We start from the raw sequence: 23,084 nt of genomic DNA on the forward strand, positions 1-23,084 counted from the left end.
GAATTTGATTTTCGAAGAGTATTATTGTACTTTAAAGGTCTTGAGATAATTATCTTTTCCAACTTGACCTTCAAAGGATTGCCCATTTTCAAGGTAAGGAAGGTCGTCTGACACGGAAGCCTTGACTTTATAAATCTTGCCATCAACTTTGAAGAAGTAGACGGTGTCACCCTTGATAACAGCTGATTTAAGGTCTGAAACCACTCCCTTGATGTTTTCTACCGTTTCATTATCCAGCTCTAGGTCGTTTTTATTGGCATATTTGCTGAGGAGTTCATCTACTGTAGCTGCTACGATGACGTTTTGGTACTCCACGGCATCGACCAATGCATACTCCTTGACCAAGCCTGCGTTATCTTTCAAGCCCATGATATAAAGAGGCTTGTCATTGAGATTAACAAGGATAGGGAAGGTAGCCTTGTAGGCCTTCTCTTGCACTGCTCCTTCTGCGGAAGCACGGGCTGATTCTTCGGTTGCTGATGCTAGATTGTACTTGGTGATTTCACCAGTGCGCATATTTTCAAGGATAAATCCTAGATTACTTTCGTCAGCATTTGCTGAAGTCACCCCTGTGTAGAGATAAATGTCATTTCCGATAGAAAGATAGTTATAGCCCTCTGTCGTTTGGGTGACGTTTTTCTTAGAAATCAAGGCATTCCAGAAGCCGTCTTTATACTTGCCGTTGTAGTTGATTTGCTCGATGGTTTCTTCATCTGGATAGACACGATCCACCCATTCTGGGACTTCATCCAAGCTGTATTCCTTGGTTTCTCCATCGGTCGCATCCAAGATAATAACAGATGAAGGACGAGGGACTCCTAGACCAAACTGCTTTTGATAAACGGTTGCTACATAGAAGGGATTGCCTTCATCATCCACCTCAAAGGAGGGCGTTTTAAAAATCTTGGTTGGGTACTTAATACGAAGATGACGTTTGACATCGCGATTAAAATACTCGGAGTCAGAATACTTCATTGGCGTTTTTAAATCCACCAATTCTGCATTTCCTGTCACCATATCAACCTTGATATACTCTCCAATTCCCTTGGACTGATTATTAAACCATTTGATCGGGTCGGCATACTCCAAAGGGGTCACCCGATAGGGTTTGCCATCAACCGTCAGCTGAGTATAAGTATCTGCTGCTACGTACTGGGAGACCTTATCCGTCAGAGAGCCTAGATAACGGTCTCCAATCTTTTCGGCGGTACTCCGATCTAGGATTGGAACCTTGCTGGTATCACTCTTGGGAAAATCTTTAAAATCTTTTTCTGTGATAGATACCACATTAGCATAATTTTTTGCTTGGAAAAAGCTAGAGGTTACTAAGCCAACCAGACCAGCAAGGGCAAAGATAAGTCCTGCGGCCAGCAACAATCCTTTACTGAGTTTGGTAAAATGAAGTCCTTCTAGATTAAGCTCGTTGGCATGCTTGCCATGACGTACATGAACATTTTTGAGGAGATTGGTATCCTTGCGGAAACTAAACAAAATCCCCATCACCACCAGATGCCCACAGAGAAAGAAGATGAATTCCCAACTAGTCAGATTGAATGGTGGTAAAAAGATATACCAAGTCGTTGCGATAAAAACAAGTTCAAATAGTATGCGTTTCATCTGAGTTCCTCCTAAATTATCCGTCCTTCCAAATGATCCAGTTCATGTTGGCAGATCTGAGCTGGAAAACCTGTCAGTGTAATGGTCTGTTCCTGCCACTTGCTATCGCGATAGGAAACCGTAATCGTTTCATAACGAATCGTCGTTCGAACCCCAGTCAAAGACAAACAACCTTCCTCTGTCTCGTAAGGCCCTTTGTAGGAAAGGAGAATAGGGTTAAACATGACCATGGGAACTAGGCCAAGATTAAAGATAATCACACGCTTCTGCACACCAATCATATTGGCCGCCAGACCGACACAGGTCTCGCGATTAGCCAGCAAGGTATCCTGCAAATCCTTAGCCAGATAAAGGTCTTCCTGACTTGCAGGTTTCGAGACCTGAGACAAGAATAAGATATCTCGGACAATTTTCTTTTCCATTCTCTTACGCTCCTTACAACTTTACTTTATTATAGCACAAAAGGGGGCAACTTCTAGTCCTTTCCCTCAAATGCAAAAAAAGCCATCCGAAGATGACTTTCTTATTAAATCGCGTTCTTATCAAGACCAAGTTTACGTTGAACAAACTTAACGATTTCGACGATAAGTATCATTGAGAAGCTTCCAGCAAGAACAATGGCCCATTGTGACAAGTCTAGTTTGGTTACGTGGAAGATTCCTTCAAGCGGTTCTACGACAATTGTTGCCATCAGAAGAATGAAGGATACCAAGATAGACCAGTTAAAGGTCTTAGACTTGAATGGGCCAACTGTCAAGATGGATTGGTAAACAGACTTGACATTGTAGGCATGGAAGAGCTGGATCAAACCGAGTGTTGCAAAGGCCATAGTAAGGGCATCCGCATGAATGGCATGATTGTCACCCACATGAACTGGGTAAGCAATTGCAAGTCCATAAACACTCATAACAATAGCTGCTTGGAGTACACCTTGATAGATGATAGAACTCAAAACACCACCTGAGAAGAAGCTTGCCTTTCGTCCACGTGGTTTATGATTCATGACACCAGGCTCAGCAGGTTCAACACCAAGAGCGATAGCTGGGAAGGTATCTGTTACCAAGTTGATCCACAAGAGATGAACTGGCTGCAAGACGTCCCAACCAAACAAGGTTGATAAGAAGATAGTTAATACTTCAGCAGTATTGGCAGAAAGTAAGTACTGAATAGTCTTTTGAATGTTTGAGAAGACCTTACGTCCTTCTTCAACTGCGACGATAATAGTCGCAAAGTTATCATCTGCAAGAATCATGTCAGAAGCTCCCTTAGAAACCTCTGTACCAGTGATTCCCATACCGATACCGATATCGGCTGTTTTCAGAGCTGGCGCATCATTAACACCGTCACCTGTCATAGCAACAACCTTACCTTGTTTTTGCCAAGCCTTGACGATACGAACCTTGTGTTCTGGAGACACACGGGCATAAACAGAGTATTGACCAACTACTTTTTCAAAGTCTTCATCTGACAGTTCGTTGAGCTCAGCACCAGTTAAAACGTGACCTTCTGTATCATTTGCATCAATAATTCCCAAACGTTTGGCAATGGCTTCCGCTGTATCTTGGTGGTCACCAGTGATCATGATTGGACGGATTCCCGCTTCCTTAGCGACACGAACAGCTTCTGCTGCTTCGGCACGTTCAGGGTCAATCATTCCAATCAATCCAGTAAAGATCAAGTTGTTTTCAAGCTCTTCAGAAGTCAGGTTTTCTGGAATGCTGTCTACAATCTTATAAGCACCCGCAAGAACACGCAAGGCTTGGTGAGCCATTTCAGAGTTGTTTGTGTGAATTAAGTCATTAACTTTCTCATCAATCGGAGCAACATCTCCAGCCTTATCACGAGCAACACAACGTTTCAAAAGTTGGTCAGGGGCTCCCTTGACTGCTACGAGGAATTTACCATCTGGTAATGGATGAACCGTTGACATGAGTTTACGATCTGAGTCAAATGGTAACTCAGCTACACGAGGATATTGCTCTAAAAATCCTTTAACATCATAGCCCTTGTCCAAGGCATACTGGATGAAGGCTGTTTCCGTTGGATCCCCAATCAGGTTTCCTTCTGCATCAATCTTAGTATCATTAGCCAAAACAACAGAACGAAGAAGAGGCATTTCAAGACCTAGTTCAATATCATCAGCTGAATCATGTAGGACTGCATCATAGAAGACTTTTTCGACTGTCATCTTGTTCATGGTAAGCGTACCAGTCTTATCAGAAGCGATGATCTCAGTTGAACCAAGTGTTTCAACTGCTGGCAACTTACGAACGATAGAGTTTCGTTTTGCCAAAACTTGAGTACCAAGGGCAAGAACGATGGTCACGATAGCAGGAAGTCCTTCTGGGATGGCTGCAACAGCAAGCGCAACAGATGTCATCAACTCACCAAGTGGATTTTTACCTTGAATGAAGACTCCGACTACAAAAGTAACAAGGGCAATGACCAAAATTGCATAGGTCAAAACCTTAGAAAGGTTGTTCAAGTTTTGTTTGAGTGGCGTATCTGTCTCATCCGCATCTTGGAGCATGCCAGCGATATGACCCACTTCAGTATACATACCTGTATTGACGACAACACCAAGACCACGACCATAAGTCACATTTGAGTTTTGAAAGGCCATATTGACACGGTCACCAATACCAGCATCTGCAGCGAGCTCGACTGTCAAGTCTTTTTCAACTGGAACAGACTCACCTGTCAAGGCTGCTTCTTCGATTTTAAGAGAATTAGCTTCTAGCAAACGTAGGTCTGCTGGCACTACATCACCTGCTTCAAGAGCAACGATATCACCTGGTACCAATTCTTTGGAATCAATCTCAGCCATGTGTCCATCACGAATAACGCGAGCAGCTGGACTCGACATAGACTTGAGGGCTTCGATAGCTTCTTCTGCTTTTCCTTCTTGGTAAACACCGAAGGCAGCGTTGATGATAACCACGGCAAGGATAATGATGGCATCTGCGATGTCTTCCCCACCAGAAGTCACGACTGACAAGATAGCCGCAGCAACTAGGATAATAATCATCAAATCCTTAAATTGCTCGATAAACTTGACTAGGAGAGATTTTTTCTCACCCTCTTCCAGTTCATTGCGTCCATATTCAGCTAGACGTTTCTGTGCTTCGCTTGACGAAAGACCTTGCTCAGTTGCTTCTACTGACTTCAAGACCTCTTCAGGACTTTGAGTATAAAACGCTTGGCGTTTTTGTTCTTTTGACATGTGTCTCCTCCTTGACATTGTGTGCAAAACAAGTTCTCTTTTAGTTTTATGACAAACAAAAAGAGACCTGTTAATCATAACAAGTCTCGCTGTTTAAGATAGTGCCGGAAAACATACTTTTCAGTATACAATTCGGAATGACGACACTATCACAGGTTTCTGCCAGCTACTCCCTTGAGTAGTACTATTATATCAAAATTTGAAAAGTTTTCAAGGGTTAAAATCAGATGAAACAAGACTAAATTTGAATTTTCCCATGAAAACCAGTATAATGTAAGAATACTATATGACTAGAAAGGAAGCCCGATGAACCAATCCATGTCAAATCTCAAATTGGCAGAACGTGGAGCTATTATCAGCATTTCGACTTACCTCCTCTTGTCTGCGGCAAAATTGGCAACTGGTCACCTCCTGCATTCTTCCAGTTTGGTGGCAGATGGTTTCAACAACGTATCCGATATTATTGGAAATGTTGCTCTCTTGATTGGGATTCGGATGGCACGCCAGCCTGCAGACCGTGACCATCGTTTCGGTCACTGGAAAATTGAAGATTTGGCTAGCTTGATCACTTCCATCATCATGTTCTACGTTGGCTTTGATGTTCTTCGGGACACCATTCAAAAAATTCTCAGTCGGGAACAGACAGTTATCGACCCACTGGGTGCAACTCTCGGAGTCGTCTCTGCGTCAGTCATGTTCGCAGTTTATCTCTATAATACTCGCCTCAGTAAGAAATCCAAGTCCAAGGCGCTCAAGGCTGCCGCCAAGGACAATCTTTCCGATGCTGTTACCTCACTTGGGACTTCCATTGCCATCCTAGCCAGCAGTTTTAATTATCCAATCGTGGATAAATTGGTCGCTATCATCATCACCTTCTTTATCTTAAAGACAGCCTATGATATCTTTATCGAGTCTTCCTTTAGTCTTTCAGATGGTTTTGACGACCGTCTGCTGGAAGATTATCAGAAGGCCATCATGGAGATTCCAAAGATTAGTAAGGTTAAGTCCCAAAGAGGTCGCACCTACGGTAGCAATATCTACCTTGATATCACGCTGGAGATGAATCCCGACCTATCAGTCTATGAAAGTCATGAGATTGCAGACCAGGTCGAATCCATGCTAGAAGAGCGTTTTGGAGTCTTTGATACCGATGTTCATATCGAGCCAGCTCCTATACCTGAGGACGAAATTTTGGACAATGTCTATAAAAAACTACTCATGCGCGAGCAATTGATTGACCAAGGCAATCAATTAGAAGAACTCCTTGCTGAGGACTTTCTCTATATTCGTCAAGATGGAGAGCAGATGAATAAAGAGGCTTATAAGTCTGAAAAAGAACTTAGTGCTGCTATTAAGGACATTCAGATTACCTCCATTAGTCAGAAAACCAAGCTCATTTGCTATGAGCTAGATGGCATCGTCCACACCAGTATCTGGCGTCGCCATGAAACTTGGCAAAATATCTTCCACCAGGAAACAAAAAAAGAGGACAAAGAGTAACCCTATCCAGTGGATAGGGCTTTTTTGATTGATTCTCTTTAAACTAAAGTGTCTTATAGCTGTTTGGAAGATTTGCTTTTCGAAGCTTGTTTTGTCTGTTTTCTTGCTTGACGATTTTGTTCGATACGCCATTCTCTTTCATAGTACTTCATAGTCTCGTATACCCTTTCAGGAAGACCTACATCTAATAGAAAGATAGGGATAATCAAATCTGCTGACTGATGAAAAGGGAAACACCTTCTCTTCAGTAGGGCTAGAGGTGATTGGGATTTCACATTTTCCTTGTTTTTAAAATCAAATTCAATCCGATAGGAATCCCTATACTTCCCTCGAATCCGAGAGAAAGAAAATTCCTCTACATCAGCCCAAGCATAGAAATGACTGGGTTTCTTTGGATTCGGTTTGTAGTAAAACCCCTGAACAGTACATCTCAAATATTCCTTATCCGAGCTTAAAAGTCTGTAAGTCTGATAAACTACTACTCCAGCACAAAAGAGGACAAGCAGCATTAACAAAATACTTACCGTATGAAGTCCCGTCCCCTTTTCCGAATACGAATGGAGATAATAGAGAGGTAACAAGAAGAAAAGCACTGAAGTCAAGCCAAACAAGGCATTCCAAATGATTTTCTTGGGACTACGTTTAATGACTTTTTCTTCCATTATGCCAACTCACTTAGATATTCATAGCGCTCGTATTTTTCAAGGAGTTCTTCGTTTTTCTCATCCAGTTCTTTTTGGAGAGTAGCCAGCTTACCAAAGTCAGAGCCATTTGCCTGCATTTCTTCTTCAATAGCAGCAATACGATTTTCCAAGGCTTCAATATCCCCTTCAATGCTTGCCCACTCCTGCTTTTCTTGGTAGGTCATGCGTTTCTTGTCTTCACGGACCTTGACTACTTTTTCCTTTTCTGCCTTTTGCACTTGATTGGCCATCTCTGTTTCAAAGACTTTTTCATCAAGGTAGTCGGTGTAATGACCAAAGAAAGGACGAATCTTACCATCCTCAAAAGCGAGAATCTTGGTCGCTACCTTATCTAGGAAATAACGGTCGTGGCTAACTGTCAAGACAGGGCCGGCAAAGCTCTGCAAGAAATTTTCCAAGACTGTCAAGGTTGCAATGTCCAAGTCATTTGTCGGCTCATCCAAAAGGAGAGCATTTGGTTTTTCCAAGAGCAGTTTGAGGAGATAAAGGCGTTTTTTCTCTCCACCAGACAATTTCTCAATCAAGGTTCCATGCGTCGAACGTGGGAAAAGGAACTGCTCCAGCAACTCAGCGATGGAAGTCGTAGAACCACCGCTGGTCTTAACCTCTTCTGCTACTTCCTGCAGGTAATTGATAACGCGCTTGCTTTCATCTAAACCTTCAATTTGTTGAGAGAAATAGGCAATGCGAACCGTCTCACCGATGATAACTTGACCTTTAGTCGGCTCAAGACTTCCTGCGATGAGATTAAGCAGAGTTGACTTCCCGACACCATTATCCCCAACAATTCCGATACGGTCTTTGGCTTGCACCAATAGATTAAAATCTTGCAAAATGGGCTTGTTTTCATAGGCGAAGGAAACATTCTGAAACTCGATGACTTTTTTCCCAATCCGACTGGTTTCAAAGTTCATGGTCAAGTCTGTATCAGCAACGCCACCTGAAACTTCTTTTTTCAAATCGTGGAAACGATTGATACGGGCCTGTTGCTTGGTCGCACGTGCCTGTGGTTGTCTGCGCATCCAGGCCAGTTCTTGCTTATAAAGTTGTTCTTTTTTGTGGAGAAGGGCAGCGTCACGCTCATCTTGTTCAGCCTTGAGGCGAACATAGTCCTGGTAATTTCCCTGATACTCGGTCAAGCCTGCTCGGTCCAACTCGAAAATCCGCGTTGATAGTGCATCTAGGAAATAACGATCGTGGGTGATAAAGAGAACGGTCTTCTTGGAATTTTTCAAAAAAAGAGTCAGCCACTCAATGGTCGCAATGTCCAGGTGGTTGGTCGGCTCGTCCAGAAGCAAGAGGTCGTGGTTTCCTAGGAGAACTTGCGCCAACTGAACCCGTCTTCTCAAACCGCCTGACAATTCACCAACTGGAGTCGACAAGTCCTGAATACCTAGCTTACTGAGGACCGTCTTGACCTGGCTTTCAATTTCCCAGGCTTGGAGAGAATCCATCTCTGCCATGACCCGTTCCAAAGGAGCCTGCTTGTCCTCACTGTAGTTGAGCATGATTAACTCATACTCACGAATGAGCTGGATTTCCTTGAGGTCGCTGGAGAGAACCGTATCCAAGACCGTCTTGTTATCATCAAAATCAGGATTCTGGGTCAAGTAGCCAATCTTGTAGTCATTCTTAGCCGAAAAGGGACTGACATCCCCATCAAAGCCAGAAACGCCAGAAAGGACGTCTAAAAGGGTGGTCTTACCCGTCCCATTGACACCGATTAGACCGATTCTATCCAAGTCATGGATGATAAAGGAAATATCCTTAAAAACGGTCTTGTCTCCGACGGATTTGCTTAGTTTTTCAACGATAAAATCACTCATTTTTTCTCCCTCAGGTAAGCATGGATTGCTTGACGATCATTTTCCAACTCTCCATCGACAATGGCAAACTCAATCTCTGTTAAAATCTCTCCCAAGTCTGGTCCTGGCTGGTAACCATATTCCTTAATCAAAATTCCACCGTTAATCTGAATTTCTTTCTTGTCATGAATGGTCAAACTATGGTAAGTTTCTGTGATAGATTGTGGGTTGACTTCTTTTCCTTGGGCCTGACGAAGATTTTCAGCTTGTAGAAGGGAATCCAAGTCAAAGCGGTAACAATCGCGCTTGCTCAGCTCTCCTTCTTCTCGCAAAGCCAAAATGGTCAGCAAATCCTGAACCTGCTTGGCAAACTGGCGTGAGGTTTTCCAAGCTTTCAAAAATGGCTGTGCATCTTTAATCTCCAAAGCCCACAATAGAGCCGCCCAGGCTTGTTCAGAAGATTCAAAAGTGAACTCAGTCTCCAAATCAAACAGTCTGTTGAGCTTGTCCTGGCTCCCTGCCATATCTGGAAGATAGTCATAAGCTCGACTCTCAATCATGGAAGCCAGACCAACTCGCCAAAAAGGTGCCAGCAAGAGCTTATCAAACTCAACGAAGGTACGCTCCACAGAAATTTTCTCCAAGAGTGGCGTCAAAGTCTTCATCGCCACAAAAGTTTCTGACTCAAGTTTAAAACCGAGACTGGCCTGAAAACGAAAACCACGCATAATACGTAAAGCATCTTCGTTGAAACGTTCACTAGCCACTCCAACTGCTCGCAAGACTTGGTTTTTCAAATCTTCTAAACCATGGAACAAGTCAATAATTTCGCCTGTCTCATCCAAGGCAAAGGCATTAACTGTGAAATCACGGCGCTTGAGGTCCTCTTCTAGCGAACGCACAAAGGAAACCGCACTGGGTCTACGATAGTCCACATAGACATCCTCTGTTCGAAAGGTTGTTACCTCATACTCCTCGTCCCCATCTAGGACCAAGACGGTTCCGTGCTCGATTCCGATGTCAGCTGTGCGAGGGAAAATCTGCTTGGTTTCTTCTGGATAGGAAGAAGTCGCAATATCCACATCGTGGATGGGGCGATTGAGGAGGGCATCTCGAACAGAGCCCCCAACAAAATAGGCCTCAAAGCCTGCTTCTTTAATTTTTTCTAATACTGGTAAAGCCTTCTGAAATTCAGAAGGCATTTGCGTTAATCTCATAATAAGTGTTCTAATCCATAGACAAGCTCATGACGCTTGACAACTTCTTTGATTCCCAAATTGACCCCTGTCATGAAGGAGCTGCGATCATAGGAGTCATGACGAAGGGTCAATCCTTCTCCCTGATTGCCAAAGATAACTTCCTGATGGGCTACCAAGCCTGGTAGACGAACTGAGTGGATCCGCATGCCATCAAAATCAGCACCACGGGCACCTGCAATCAATTCTTCCTCATCAGGCGCACCCTGTTGGATAGATTCTCGCACTTCCGCCATCAGCTCAGCCGTTTTAATGGCTGTTCCACTCGGAGCATCTTTTTTCTTGTCATGATGGAGCTCGATAATCTCCACATTTGGGAAATATTTGGCAGCCTGCGTCGCAAATTGCATAAGCAAGACAGCACCCAAGGCAAAGTTAGGGGCAATCAAGCCACCCAAATCTTGTTCACGAGAAAGTGCTTTTAGTTCTGCAATTTCTTCACTAGTGAAGCCTGTTGTTCCTACGACAGGAGCAAAGCCATTTTCAAGAGCAAAGCGCGTATTTTCGTAGGCAACGGCTGGTGTAGTAAAATCTACCCAAACATCCGCTTCAACACCAGCCAAGTCAGCCTTATCATTGAAGACAGGAATCCCCTGCCACTCTGACTCAGACTCAAAAGGATCCAAAACTGCGACCAAGTCCAAGTCTGGATCAGCCAAGACCATCTGACAAGCAGCTTGGCCCATCTTTCCCTTAAAACCGGCAATAATTACTCGAATACTCATCTCTACTCCTGTCTAAGATACAAAGCCTGTAAGAACACAAAGTGAAAATAGGAGTTCTGATCAAGGAGTGTCTACTCCTTGGAAGAACTATCTTTTTCACACAGGGTTCTAGGCGTGTTCAATTATCAAGATACAAAGGACGTTAGCTGCCCATGAAAAATAGGGAATGGCGCTGACTTTCCATGAAAGGCAAGACAGGCATCTTTTTTCAAGAGGCAGGTAGGTCGTGTTCAATTTCTAAGATACAAAGCCTGTAAGAACAATTTAGACGATTGGTGTATAGCTCAAGGCGATACTACCTTCTCCAAGGTGGGTCCCAATGACACTACCAAAGCTAACAATTGGAATTTCAGCAGTCACACCACTCTCCATCAAAAGCTGACGTAAATCCGCTGCCTTTTGAGGAGCGTTCCCATGAATGACTGTTATACGGTAGTTCCCATCTTTTGTCAACTCCTTGATGATTTCCACCAAACGTTTGATTGCTTTCTTTTCTGTACGAACTTTTTCGTAAACTTCAATCACTCCTTGGTCATTAAAGTAAAGAATAGGCTTGATACTGAGGAGATTTCCTAAGATAGCTGCTCCATTTGACAAACGTCCTCCCTTAACCAAGTGGTCGAGGTCATCTACTATGATAAAGGCTGAATTATCAGCGATTTGGATAGCCAATTTCTCCTGAATCTGGGCAAAATCATCACCTTGTTCTGCCCACTCAAAGGCACTCTCTACCATAAATCCTAGAGGGGAACTTGTGATATGGGTATCTGGAAAGGCAATGGTCAAGCCATCATACTCTTCCAACATGTATTGGATGTTCTGATAAAAGCCTGAAATTCCAGACGAAAGAAAGAGTCCCAAGACATGAGTATAGCCTTCATCTTTCAAGGAATTTAGAATCTCATCCAATTTGGCAATACTCGGTTGACTAGTTTTAGGCAATTCTGCAGACTGAGCCATTTTTTGATAAAATTCCTCAGCAGTCAGATTGACACCTTCGACATACTCCTCCCCATCAATATTAACAGGAATATCCAGGATAAAAAGATTCTCTCTTTGCAGCGTCTTCTCCTCTAAATAGGCTGAAGAATCTGTAATGACAGCTAATTTCATGGCTAAAACTCCAAATTGATTCCTGGAAGATCCAAGGCGATTTCTGTTACTTCATACGTCAAACGATTGAGCATGTTCAAACATGGACGTGCCAGAGTTTCGACTTCTTCTTGGTTAAATTCGCTTGGTTCGTTAACAATGCGACCTTCCACATGGTTCACTTGGGAAATCGTTCCACTGATGACAAATTTGTCAAAGACAATCATGAAACTCAAGATAACGACTAAAGAAGTCACTTGGTTTTCTTGGTCATGTTGGAGTAACTGAAAGTTCACGTCTACCTTGGTTTCAGGAGCTCCATTTTCATTTTCCCATTCAAAGTTACGAGCATCAAAGTGATACTGGCTAACAAATTCTTGTTCTCGTTTAAGATTCATTTTTCTCTCCCATTGCTACAATTTACTATGCAATTGTACCACATTTTTATCATTTCATCTAGTTTTCTAGGCTTTAGTCAATGCCGATTTCATCTTTAACCACAGCAGCAATCGTATCTACATAGTAGTTGACTTCTTCTGTTGTTGGTGCTTCTGCCATGACACGCAAGAGGGGTTCTGTTCCACTTGGGCGGACAAGGATACGACCGTTGCCTGCCATCTCTTCTTCCATCTTTTCTATGATTGTCTTGATGGCTGGTACTTCCATGGCATTGTCTTTCATGGCATTTTCCACTCGGATATTGACCAGTTTTTGTGGGTAAATCGTTACTTCTGATGCTAGTTGAGACAAGCTCTTGCCTGTTTCTTTCATGATTTTGGTCAATTGGACAGCTGATAATTGACCATCACCAGTTGTATTGTAGTCCATCAAGATAACGTGACCTGATTGTTCACCACCAAGGTTGTAGCCTGATTTTCTCATTTCTTCAACGACATAGCGGTCACCAACAGCAGTCACTGCCTTGTTAATACCAGCACTCTCCAAGGCCTTATGGAAGCCAAGGTTAGACATAACCGTTGTCACGATGGTGTTTTGAGCCAACTGGCCTTTTTCAGAAAGGTATTTCCCGATGATGTACATGATCTTATCACCATCGACGATCTCGCCATTTTCATCAACAGCAATCAAACGGTCACTATCTCCGTCAAAGGCCAAACCAATAGCTGACTGACTTTCTTTGACCACTTCTTGAAGAGCTTCTGGATGTGTAGAACCCACATTCAAGTTGATGTTAAGACCATCTGGTGTCTCCCCAATAACAGTTATTTGAGCCCCAAGGTCTGCAAAGATTTGACGGGCACTTGTAGATGCTGCACCGTTGGCTGTATCCAAGGCCACTTTCATTCCTTCAAGAGGCGTTCCAGTTGAAACAAGGTAGCCTTCATACTTACGTAAACCTTCTGGATAGTCCACTAAGGTTCCCAAGCCTTCGGCGCTTGGACGAGGAAGAGTGTCTTCAGTAGCATCTAGCAAAGCTTCGATTTCTGCTTCTTTTTCATCATCAAGTTTGAAGCCATCCCCACCAAAGAATTTAATTCCATTATCAAGGGCTGGGTTGTGGCTGGCAGAAATCATAACACCTGCACTGGCTCCCTCAGTTTTGACCAAGTAAGCTACTGCTGGTGTTGCAAGGACACCAAGTTTGTAGACGTGAATCCCTACAGAGAGAAGACCTGCCACCAAGGCTGATTCTAACATTTCTCCTGAGATACGTGTATCACGTCCTACAAAGACTTTAGGGGCTTCTGTTTCGTGTTGACTGAGGACATATCCACCAAAACGGCCTAGTTTAAAAGCCAATTCTGGTGTCAGTTCTACGTTTGCTTCTCCACGGACTCCATCGGTCCCAAAATATTTACCCATTTTATTTATCATCCTTTTCTATTATTTATTATTGTTTAGACGAATCTGATTTTGTTTCTGAACTCGTTGAAGACGAACTGCCTTCTGAGGAACTTGTTGACGAGTTACTTGAACTAGACGTTGCTGTTTTTGTTGTAATTTTCATAGTTGTGTCAAACGGCATAATGACGCTTGGTAAGACATTTCCATTTTTATCGACTGCTTGTAGAGGAACAGAGGACGAGTAGTTTCTAGTTATCCGTTCACTCGTCGGTAAGATGGCAATGACACGATCTACTTTGGAGAGGGTTTCCTCATCACTAATAACCGTTACTTTTTCATCTGATACAGTAACTGTATCGATTTTCACGCGAGAATCAATCTGACTAGGATCAATCTCCGGCACAACAATGACATTGTCTCGTTTTGCTTTTTTACCAACCTTCACTGTTATCTTTTGCGGTGTCGCAACAGCCGTCAAACCACTCGGTAAATTTTCAATAGTCAGAGGAACTTCGATGGTTCCTACACTAGCATCAGAAAGATCAGCCGTCACCTTAAATTTGCGGGTACTTTCCTGCATCTCACTCGCTAAAGCAACTCTGTTTGAGCCTGTTAGAAAGACCGTCACCTCAGATGTAAAACCACTGATAAAATACTGATCACTGTCATACTGAATATCAATTGGGACATTAAGAACTGTGTTTGTATAAGTCTCCGTCCGCACCTGTCTGGCACTGTTGCTATTCTGATAGTTTGTTGAAGTCGCATAGATAAAGAGGATGCAGGCGAAAAAGAAGGAAGAAATGATGTATAGACTATTTTTTCTCATGTTTCAATCCTCCTAGCAAGCGCTCTTTCAGACCTTGCTTTTTCTCTGATTTTGGAAGTAAGATTCTTCTTAACTCCGATTCAAACTCTTCCAAGGTCAAATCATGCTTAAAGACTCCATTATAGGTGATTGAGATTCCACCCGTTTCTTCCGAAACCACAAAGGTAAGAGCATCTGACACTTCCGACAAACCAATCGCCGCCCTGTGACGCGTTCCAAACTCCTTGGAAATCCCGGTATCTTCGGTCAGGGGTAGATAGGCTGAAGTGACGGCAATCCGGTCTTCCTTGATAATGACAGCACCATCATGCAAGGGAGTATTGGGAATAAAAATATTGATAAGCAATTCAGCCGAAATTTTAGCATCTAAAGGAATCCCTGTCGAGATGTATTCCTGCAAGGTTCTTACTCGCTGAACCACTACAAGCGCCCCAATCTTACGAGGACTCATGTATTCAACTGATTTCACAAATGCACGAACCATTTGCTCTTCCGCACTAATAGGCGCATTGTAGAAGAAATCAGTAGCTCGACCCAATCGTTCCAAACCAGTCCGAATCTCTGGTGAAAAAATAACCACCGCTGCAATGACCCCGTAGGTGATGATCTGATTAATCAACCAGGAAATGGTCGTCAAACCAATCATATTGGACAGAATCTGACCTAAAATAAAGACCAAGACTCCCCGCACCAAAATCATGATTTTGGTCCCTGCAATCGCTTTGGTAAAATGATATAAAATATAAGTCACAATGAGAATATCTATCAGATTGATGACTATCGTCCAAGGACTTGAAAACAAACTCGTCCAGTATTGTAAATTGGATAATTGTTGAAAATTCATCCCTGGCCTCCTCCCTGTCGAAACACTTTCTGTACCATTATACCATTTTTTGCCCATTTTTTCCCTATCCTACCTCATTTTAAATTAAGCAAAAATATGATAAAATAAACTGATTAGAAAAAACGAAGGAGAAATCATGTCTCAACTCTATGATATTACCATTGTCGGTGGCGGTCCTGTCGGGCTCTTTGCTGCCTTTTACGCCCACCTACGCCAAGCCAAAGTCCAAATCATTGACTCCCTTCCCCAGCTCGGTGGTCAACCTGCCATCCTCTACCCTGAAAAGCAAATCCTTGATGTGCCAGGTTTTTCAAACCTAACTGGGGAAGAACTGACCAATCGCTTGATTGAACAGCTAAACGGCTTTGAAACACCTGTTCACCTCAACGAAACCGTTCTTGAAATTGAGAAGCAAGATCAAGGATTCACCATCACAACCAACAAGGGAAGCCATCTGACCAAAACAGTCATCATTGCTATGGGTGGAGGTGCCTTTAAACCACGTCCGCTCGAATTGGAGAACGTTGAGGACTATGAAAATATCCACCACCACGTTTCCAACATCCAACAATACGCTGGTAAGAAAGTGACCATCCTTGGTGGTGGGGACTCAGCAGTGGACTGGGCTCTGGCTTTTGAAAAGATTGCCCCAACCACTCTCGTTCACCGCAGAGATAATTTCCGCGCCTTGGAACATAGTGTGCAAGCCTTGCAAGAATCATCTGTGACCATCAAGACACCGTTCGTTCCTAGCCAACTTATCGGAGATGGAAAAACACTCGATAAACTAGAAATCACCAAAGTCAAATCAGATGAAACCGAAACTATCGAAGTAGACCACCTCTTTGTCAACTATGGTTTCAAATCATCTGTTGGCAATCTTAAAAATTGGGGTCTGGATCTCAACCGTCACAAGATTATCGTCAATAGCAAACAAGAATCCAGCCAAGCAGGTATCTATGCTATCGGCGACTGCTGCTACTATGAAGGTAAGATTGATTTGATTGCGACAGGACTGGGTGAAGCTCCAACAGCTGTTAACAATGCCATTAACTACATTGACCCTGACCAAAAAGTACAACCCAAACACTCGACCAGTTTATAATAAAAGAACCACGGATCAACGATTCGTGGTTTTATAGTTCATCTGCAATCTTGTTTATTTTTCTGAGTCTGTGGTTGACACCACTTTTGGTCAGGGGATTGCTCAGGCTATCCGCCAACTGCTGGATAGAGTAGTCTGGGTGCTGGATCCGTAAGCGAGCCACCTCCTGCAAATCCACTGGTAAATTTTCCAAACCCATTCTATCTTTGATTTTACTGATATTATTGATAGTCTTCATGCTGGCAGAAACTGTCCGAGCGATATTAGCTGTCTCGGCATTATTGGCTCGATTGAGATCGTTACGAGTTTCACGCAAAATCTTGACGCGCTCAAAGTTATCACGCGCCTGCATAGCCCCAATCACGATCAAGAAATCCATGATGTCCTCTGCACGCTGGAGATAGGTAACTGCACCTTTCTTTCGCTCAATAACCTTGGCATCCAACAAAAACTGCTGAAGGAGAGAGGCTAGTCCATGGGCGTGGTCCAGATATACAGAACTGATCTCCAACTGGTACTTGCCAGACTCCGGATCTCGGATGCTACCATTTGCCAGAAAGGCCCCACATAAGTAAGCACGACCAGCCTCTTCATCTGCTAAGATATCGGGATCAATACCCGTCTCCAAACCAAAGAAGGAATCCGCAAGTCGCAAATCAGCTAAAAGCTCCTGCACCCTCTCATCTGTATAGACCGTATAGACACGATTCTTGCGAAGATTGCTTCTCTGATGGTGACGAATTTCTGACTTGATCTCATAAAAATGGAGAAAGGACTCATAAAGGTGCCGAGCTAACTTAGCATTTTCAGTTACGACTGACAAGGTCAAGCCCGAACTAGATAGACCGATACTGCCAGACATCTTGATAATGGCCGATAGTTCATAACGACTGAGATGGTGTTGACCAAGAATTTCCTCTTTTACTGCAACTGTAAAACTCATTTTCTCACCTGTATAATGCGCATCAATTCATCTACAATCAAATCGCCATCATGGAAGGCTCCTCCATTTTCCAAACGAAGGAAGTTGGATGAAATCACACGAGGGACCTGCTTGCAAAGACCAGCAAAATCATGCTCTACCTGAACCAAATATTCATCAAAACGGTTGGTATCCATGTATTCTCTAGGAACCTTCTCGATATTAACCAAGACCGTATCAATAAATGGCCTACCTAAGTGTCGATGGAGGACTTCCACGTGGTCACTGTCTGAAAAGTGCTCTGTTTCCCCACGCTGGGTCATGATATTGCAGACATAGGCAATCTCAGCCTTAGTCTCCAAGAGAGCCTGCCCAATCTCCTCAATGACAATATTGGGCAAAATCGATGTAAAGAGGGAACCAGGCCCCAAGACGATCATATCACTCTCTAGGATAGTATTGACCACTCGACGGCTGGCTTGGGGCGTTTCATCATCCAAGGTATTGGTCACATAGACATGGTCGATCATGCCGGGATGATCTGCAATGTGGCTCTCACCTGCCACCTCAGAACCGTCTTTAAAGACTGCATGCAGTGTCAAAGGCTGATCGCTTGAGGGGTAGATTTTTCCTGTTGTGTGGAAAAAGAGACTTAGCAGCTGCATGGCATTATAAGTGGACCCTTGCATTTCAGAAAGCCCTGCTATAATGATATTTCCTAGAGGATGACCTGCAAAAGCACCAGCGTCTTCTGAAAAGCGGTACTGAAAAACCTTCTCATAAAATTTAGGCATATCCGACATGGCTACCAGGACATTGCGAAGATCTCCTGGTGGTGTCAGCTGTTGGATATTCTTTCTTAGTTCACCAGAAGAGCCGCCATCATCAGCTACCGTTACGATGGCTGCGATATCAACATCCTTTTCTCGCAAGCTTTTCAAAATGACGGGGATACCTGTTCCTCCACCAATTACCGTTATCTTTGGTTTTCTCATGAACGGTTTACCGTTTCCTTTCTTCTGTCTTTGTCACGATGGCTTTCATTGACAGACCAGTTTTTAGCAAGGTCCTCAGCTATGCGTTTGGCAAAGGCAACACTACGGTGTTGTCCACCTGTACATCCTACTGCAATGGTTAAAACAGACTTGCCTTCTTTTTTGTAACTTGGCAAAATGGGTTCAATCAAGGCGAGTAAGTGCTGATAGAAACTTTCAGACTCTTCATGATTCATCACATAGTCATAAACTGCTTGATCCTCACCTGTCTGATTACGGAGTTCAGGGAGGTAGTATGGGTTTGGTAAGAAACGGACATCAAAGACCAAGTCTGCATCGATAGGAATACCATACTTGAATCCAAAAGACATGACTTCGATACGGAAAGACTGGGCTTGTTCTTGGTCCGAAAATTGCTCAGCAATGGTTTTACGAAGTTCACGCGGAGTAAGTTCTGTCGTATCCACCACATTTTGGCTCATGTTTTTCAAAGGTGCCAAGAGCTCGCGCTCCAGCTTGATGCCGTCCAAAATCCGACCATCCGCTGCTAGAGGGTGACTCCGTCTGGTTTCCTTGTAACGGGCCACCAATTCCTTATCTTTTGCATCCAAAAAGAGAATTTTGAAATCCAAATCATCTTGGTTTTCCAATTCATCCAAAACTGCCTGAATCTCTGAAAAGAAGGAACGGCTCCGCATGTCCACAACCAAGGCCAGTTTGTGGTCATCATCCTTGGTCTCTACCAACTGCAAAAACTTTGGCAAGAGGGCTGGTGGCATATTGTCAATAGTGAAATATCCCAAATCCTCGAAGGACTGAATGGCTACTGTTTTCCCTGCGCCACTCATCCCTGTCACAATCACCAGGTGAAGTTGTTTCTTTGTCATCTATCTCTCCTTATATCAAAAAAAGTTTGGCAGAGCCAAACTTCAACTAGCTTATCCAATCTCTGCGATCACTTCAATTTCGACTTTTACATCACGAGGAAGACGTGCAACCTCTACAGCTGAACGAGCTGGAAATTCCTCTTTAAAGGCAGTCTGGTAAACCTCGTTAAAAGGAACAAAGTCATTCATATCGCTCAAGAAGCAAGTTGTTTTAACAACATGGTCAAAGTCTGTTCCTGCTTCTGCCAAAATAGCGCCGATATTTTTCAAGACTTGTTCTGTCTGTTCTTGGATCGTTTCTCCTACAATTTCTCCAGTTTCAGGAGATAGGGGAACTTGACCGCTAGCAAACAAAAGATTGCCAACGATTTTCCCTTGAACATAAGGTCCGATTGCTTTTGGAGCTTTGTCTGTATGAATTGTTTTTGCCATTTCTTTCCCTCACAATTTTTCTAATATTGCATCCCAAGCCTGATCCATCCCTGCCTTGCTGACAGATGAAAAGAGGATGAAGTCGTCACTTGGGTCAAAGTTTAATTTCTTTTTGATTGCTGATTCGTGCTTGTTCCACTTACCGCGAGGAATCTTGTCTGCCTTGGTCGCAACGATGATAACCGGAATCTCATAATACTTGAGAAATTCATACATCTGCACATCATCTGCTGACGGGTCGTGGCGGAGATCCACCAGACTGACCACGGCACGGAGATTTTCCCGAGTGGTCAAATACTCCTCAATCATGCGCCCCCACTTTTCACGCTCCTTTTTGGAAACGCGGGCATAACCATAACCTGGTACATCCACAAAGCGCATCTTGTCATCAATGTTAAAGAAGTTGAGGAGCTGGGTCTTCCCAGGTTTTCCTGATGTACGGGCCAAATTCTTTCGGTTCAACATGGTGTTGATAAAGCTAGATTTGCCGACATTTGAACGGCCTGCAAGGGCGATTTCTGGCAGTTCATCCTGCGGATAGTGGGACTTGTTTGCCGCACTGAGCAAGATTTCAGCATTGTGTGTATTGATTTCCATAGTCACCTCTAGGCTGTTTCTAGGATTGGTTTTTCCGTTCCATCGACAGCTTCTTTTGTGATGCGGACCAATTTCACATTTTCCTGACTTGGCACTTCAAACATAACATCTAGCATGGTTTCTTCTATGATGGAGCGAAGACCACGCGCACCAGTCTTGCGTTCGATAGCCTTATTGGCGATTTCCTGAAGGGCTTCATCATCAAATTCCAACTCAACATCATCATAAGAAAGCAAGGTTTGGTATTGTTTCACCAAGGCATTTCTTGGCTCCTTCAAGATACGAACCAAGTCATCGACCGTCAATTGCTCAAGAGCAGCAAAGACGGGTAAGCGTCCAATCAACTCAGGGATAATCCCAAATTTTTGAATATCTTCTGCGATGATTTCTTGCATGTAGGAGCTATTTTCGTCAATCGCCTTGTTATTTTGGCCAAAACCGATGACTTTTTCTCCCAGACGTTGTTTGACGATTTCTTCGATGCCATCAAAGGCACCACCCACGATAAAGAGGATATTCTTGGTATCCACCTGAATCATCTCTTGTTGCGGATGTTTGCGTCCACCTTGAGGCGGTACGCTGGCTACAGTTCCCTCAATAATCTTGAGGAGGGCTTGTTGCACCCCTTCACCAGAAACGTCACGTGTGATAGACACATTCTCGCTCTTCTTGGCAATCTTGTCAATTTCATCCACGTAAATAATCCCACGCTCTGCACGTTCGATGTTAAAGTCAGCGGCCTGCAAGAGTTTGAGGAGGATATTTTCCACGTCCTCACCCACATACCCAGCCTCAGTCAGAGCTGTCGCATCTGCAATAGCAAAAGGCACATTCAAGCTCTTAGCCAAAGTCTGAGCCAAGAAGGTTTTCCCAGAACCAGTTGGGCCAATCATCAAGATATTTGACTTCTGCAAATCCACATCTTCTGACTCTTCACGAGTATCGTGGAAATTGATGCGTTTGTAGTGGTTGTAAACTGCCACTGCCAAGGCACGTTTAGCACGATCCTGACCGATCACATAGTGATTTAGGATATTGAGGAGCTCGATTGGTTTTGGTACTTCAGACAAATCTGCCAAGACTTCCTCAGCCAACTCCTCCCGAATGATTTCCTGGGCCAATTCCACACATTCATTACAGATAAAGGCATTGTTCCCAGCGATTATTTTCTTTACTTCTTCTTGGCTTTTGCCACAAAATGAGCAATAAACCATCATATCATTTTTCCTATTTGTAGGCATGATTTCCTTCCATTCTAATTTATCATTCTATCTAAAATAAGGTCATATAAAAAGCGTGGACACTGTTTACCAGATTGGTAAAAGCATTCAACCAGAGTAAGGCAGACAGTCCATAGCGCTTCTTACGAAAAGCCTGTGCTCCAGTCAAAATACAGATCACACACAACAAAGCTGTAAAAAATCCAAATATACTGCGCTCCATTAGACTTCCTTTCTATCTCGGTATTCGATGGTAAAATCATAGTCGTTTTTCTCATCTCGGGTGTAAGATTTGCTTGCTACTGTCTCAAAATGAGACAAGTCAAACTCCTCAGGGAAATAGGTATCTCCCTCCACCTGAGCATGAATCTGTGTCACGATGATTTCATCTAAATAAGGCTCAAAAGCCTGAAAAATCTGCTTTCCGCCAATGATATAGAGATTTTTTTCCTGACTCTGATACCACGCTAAAACAGACTCCACATCTTGAAATACGAGCGCCCCATCTATGACTTCTTCGCTATTTCGCGTTAAAATCAGGGTTTGCCGTTTTGGAAGCAGACGACGTCCCATACCATCAAAGGTCACTCGTCCCATCAGTATAGCATGATTTAAAGTTGTTTCCTTAAAATGTTGCAACTCTGCTGGCAAATGCCAAGGGAGACGATCTTCCTTCCCAATCACACCTTTTTCATCTTGGGCCCAAATGGCTATGATTTTCTTTGTCATGCTTCCGTCCTTTTTATTGATACTACTATTTTATCAAAATTCTCCCAAAAAGGCTGTTTTGAAACGCGCGCAAAAGAGAGAAAAGGAGCAGGCTTCATTCAGCCTGCTCCTCTCGCCCTTAGGACATATATTTTTTTGCTTCTGATTCGATTTTTTCAACCACTTCTTGGATACTTAGTCCAGTTGTGTCAAGGTAAACTGCATCCTCAGCCTGTTTGAGAGGTGAGGTTTCACGATGACTATCCTTGTAGTCACGTGCCGCAATTTCCTCTTTCAACGTTTCCAAGTCAGTTTCAATCCCTTTAGCAATATTTTCCTTGTAACGACGCTCTGCTCTTTCTTCAACAGAAGCCACTAGGAAAATCTTGAGTTCAGCTTTTGGTAAAACAACTGTCCCGATATCACGCCCATCCATGACGATACCACCTTGCTGAGCAATCTCTTGCTGGAGCGAAACCAGTTTCTCACGCACTTCAGGAATGGCAGCAATGCTTGAAACCTTGTTGGTCACTTCATTTTCACGAATCGGATGCGTAATCTCAACATCCCCTACAAAAACAAGTTGCTCACCTGTTTCTGAACGACCAAAACTAATGGGGTGTTGGTTAAGAAGCTCAAGAAGTTGGTCTACATTTCCTGCATCCAACTGGTGCTTGAGCGCTATATAAGTCGCAGCACGGTACATAGCACCTGTATCGAGATAAGTGTAACCAAAATCTTTAGCGACAATCTTTGCGACCGTACTCTTACCACTCGAAGCTGGACCATCGATAGCAATTTGAATTGTCTTCATGAC

At 43.4% G+C, this 23,084-nt stretch carries 23 protein-coding genes; 2 read left to right on the forward strand and 21 right to left on the reverse strand.

The window, feature by feature from the left end; all coding sequences use genetic code 11:
• Positions 1 to 21: 21 nt before the first annotated feature.
• From B7720_RS00580 to B7720_RS00590, 3 genes are all read right to left on the reverse strand, one after another.
• A complete protein-coding gene (locus tag B7720_RS00580; protein ID WP_084856009.1) occupies positions 22 to 1,617 on the reverse strand; it encodes a hypothetical protein in 1,596 nt (531 codons plus the stop codon).
• Between the two features lie 11 nt (positions 1,618 to 1,628).
• Positions 1,629 to 2,039 carry a peptide deformylase gene (locus B7720_RS00585; RefSeq protein ID WP_000412241.1) on the reverse strand — a complete coding sequence of 137 codons (411 nt, stop codon included), beginning with the start codon at positions 2,037 to 2,039 and terminating at the stop codon, positions 1,629 to 1,631.
• A 104-nt stretch (positions 2,040 to 2,143) separates the two neighbouring features.
• Positions 2,144 to 4,840, reverse strand: coding sequence for a cation-translocating P-type ATPase (locus B7720_RS00590; RefSeq protein ID WP_084856011.1), 2,697 nt, complete (start codon positions 4,838 to 4,840; stop codon positions 2,144 to 2,146).
• Between the two features lie 306 nt (positions 4,841 to 5,146).
• Here B7720_RS00590 and mntE point away from each other — a divergent pair, with 306 nt between their 5' ends.
• Positions 5,147 to 6,340: a CDF family manganese efflux transporter MntE gene (gene mntE, locus B7720_RS00595; protein ID WP_049478496.1), complete on the forward strand. Its 1,194-nt coding sequence runs from the start codon at positions 5,147 to 5,149 to the stop codon at positions 6,338 to 6,340.
• A gap of 53 nt (positions 6,341 to 6,393) precedes the next feature.
• Here the strand turns inward: mntE and B7720_RS00600 are convergent, their stop codons facing one another.
• The 9 genes from B7720_RS00600 to cdaA form a co-directional block, all read right to left on the reverse strand.
• Entirely contained in the window at positions 6,394 to 7,005 is a 612-nt protein-coding gene (locus B7720_RS00600) for a hypothetical protein (protein WP_084856013.1), read from the reverse strand.
• Positions 7,002 to 8,870, reverse strand: coding sequence for an ABC-F family ATP-binding cassette domain-containing protein (locus B7720_RS00605; RefSeq protein ID WP_084856015.1), 1,869 nt, complete (start codon positions 8,868 to 8,870; stop codon positions 7,002 to 7,004). The genes B7720_RS00600 and B7720_RS00605 overlap by 4 nt, the downstream gene beginning before the upstream one ends.
• The gene (locus tag B7720_RS00610) at positions 8,867 to 10,066 is read right to left on the reverse strand and encodes a CCA tRNA nucleotidyltransferase (protein ID WP_084856017.1); all 1,200 of its coding nucleotides are present in this window, start codon (positions 10,064 to 10,066) and stop codon (positions 8,867 to 8,869) included. The genes B7720_RS00605 and B7720_RS00610 overlap by 4 nt, the downstream gene beginning before the upstream one ends.
• The gene (gene dapB, locus B7720_RS00615) at positions 10,063 to 10,830 is read right to left on the reverse strand and encodes a 4-hydroxy-tetrahydrodipicolinate reductase (RefSeq protein ID WP_084856019.1); all 768 of its coding nucleotides are present in this window, start codon (positions 10,828 to 10,830) and stop codon (positions 10,063 to 10,065) included. Before dapB ends, B7720_RS00610 begins: the two co-directional genes overlap by 4 nt.
• A gap of 264 nt (positions 10,831 to 11,094) precedes the next feature.
• Positions 11,095 to 11,943: a DegV family protein gene (locus tag B7720_RS00620; protein WP_084856021.1), complete on the reverse strand. Its 849-nt coding sequence runs from the start codon at positions 11,941 to 11,943 to the stop codon at positions 11,095 to 11,097.
• Positions 11,944 to 11,945: 2 nt separating this feature from the next.
• Entirely contained in the window at positions 11,946 to 12,320 is a 375-nt protein-coding gene (locus tag B7720_RS00625; RefSeq protein WP_001050092.1) for a DUF1149 family protein, read from the reverse strand.
• Between the two features lie 73 nt (positions 12,321 to 12,393).
• Complete coding sequence (glmM, locus tag B7720_RS00630; RefSeq protein ID WP_084856024.1) at positions 12,394 to 13,746, reverse strand: phosphoglucosamine mutase; 1,353 nt, start codon at positions 13,744 to 13,746, stop codon at positions 12,394 to 12,396.
• Positions 13,747 to 13,774: 28 nt separating this feature from the next.
• Positions 13,775 to 14,557, reverse strand: coding sequence for a CdaR family protein (locus tag B7720_RS00635; RefSeq protein ID WP_049478489.1), 783 nt, complete (start codon positions 14,555 to 14,557; stop codon positions 13,775 to 13,777).
• Positions 14,544 to 15,401 (reverse strand): diadenylate cyclase CdaA, encoded by an 858-nt coding sequence (cdaA, locus tag B7720_RS00640; RefSeq protein ID WP_084856026.1) that lies wholly within the window; start codon positions 15,399 to 15,401, stop codon positions 14,544 to 14,546. The genes B7720_RS00635 and cdaA overlap by 14 nt, the downstream gene beginning before the upstream one ends.
• 136 nt (positions 15,402 to 15,537) lie before the next feature.
• Between cdaA and B7720_RS00650 the strand changes: the two genes are divergently transcribed.
• Positions 15,538 to 16,506, forward strand: a complete 969-nt coding sequence (locus B7720_RS00650; protein WP_000081039.1) for an NAD(P)/FAD-dependent oxidoreductase — start codon at positions 15,538 to 15,540, stop codon at positions 16,504 to 16,506.
• Positions 16,507 to 16,537: 31 nt separating this feature from the next.
• Here the strand turns inward: B7720_RS00650 and whiA are convergent, their stop codons facing one another.
• The 9 genes from whiA to cmk form a co-directional block, all read right to left on the reverse strand.
• Complete coding sequence (gene whiA, locus B7720_RS00655) at positions 16,538 to 17,449, reverse strand: DNA-binding protein WhiA (protein WP_000011295.1); 912 nt, start codon at positions 17,447 to 17,449, stop codon at positions 16,538 to 16,540.
• Positions 17,446 to 18,423, reverse strand: coding sequence for a YvcK family protein (locus tag B7720_RS00660; RefSeq protein ID WP_001231053.1), 978 nt, complete (start codon positions 18,421 to 18,423; stop codon positions 17,446 to 17,448). The genes whiA and B7720_RS00660 overlap by 4 nt, the downstream gene beginning before the upstream one ends.
• Positions 18,420 to 19,310 carry an RNase adapter RapZ gene (gene rapZ, locus B7720_RS00665; protein WP_049478488.1) on the reverse strand — a complete coding sequence of 297 codons (891 nt, stop codon included), beginning with the start codon at positions 19,308 to 19,310 and terminating at the stop codon, positions 18,420 to 18,422. The genes B7720_RS00660 and rapZ overlap by 4 nt, the downstream gene beginning before the upstream one ends.
• A 51-nt stretch (positions 19,311 to 19,361) precedes the next feature.
• Entirely contained in the window at positions 19,362 to 19,742 is a 381-nt protein-coding gene (locus B7720_RS00670; RefSeq protein WP_001140420.1) for a RidA family protein, read from the reverse strand.
• Between the two features lie 9 nt (positions 19,743 to 19,751).
• On the reverse strand, positions 19,752 to 20,339 hold the full coding sequence (gene yihA / locus B7720_RS00675) for a ribosome biogenesis GTP-binding protein YihA/YsxC (protein WP_000405203.1): 588 nt from the start codon (positions 20,337 to 20,339) through the stop codon (positions 19,752 to 19,754).
• Positions 20,340 to 20,347: 8 nt separating this feature from the next.
• Entirely contained in the window at positions 20,348 to 21,580 is a 1,233-nt protein-coding gene (gene clpX / locus B7720_RS00680) for an ATP-dependent Clp protease ATP-binding subunit ClpX (RefSeq protein ID WP_002874765.1), read from the reverse strand.
• Positions 21,581 to 21,611: 31 nt separating this feature from the next.
• Complete coding sequence (locus B7720_RS09680) at positions 21,612 to 21,782, reverse strand: hypothetical protein (RefSeq protein ID WP_049478486.1); 171 nt, start codon at positions 21,780 to 21,782, stop codon at positions 21,612 to 21,614.
• Positions 21,782 to 22,288, reverse strand: coding sequence for a dihydrofolate reductase (locus B7720_RS00690; RefSeq protein ID WP_000162306.1), 507 nt, complete (start codon positions 22,286 to 22,288; stop codon positions 21,782 to 21,784). Before B7720_RS00690 ends, B7720_RS09680 begins: the two co-directional genes overlap by 1 nt.
• A gap of 118 nt (positions 22,289 to 22,406) precedes the next feature.
• Positions 22,407 to 23,081: a (d)CMP kinase gene (gene cmk, locus B7720_RS00695; protein WP_084856028.1), complete on the reverse strand. Its 675-nt coding sequence runs from the start codon at positions 23,079 to 23,081 to the stop codon at positions 22,407 to 22,409.
• Positions 23,082 to 23,084: the final 3 nt, after the last annotated feature.

It is taken from the genome of Streptococcus oralis subsp. oralis (genome assembly GCF_002096455.1).
GTDB classification, from domain to species: domain Bacteria; phylum Bacillota; class Bacilli; order Lactobacillales; family Streptococcaceae; genus Streptococcus; species Streptococcus oralis_CY.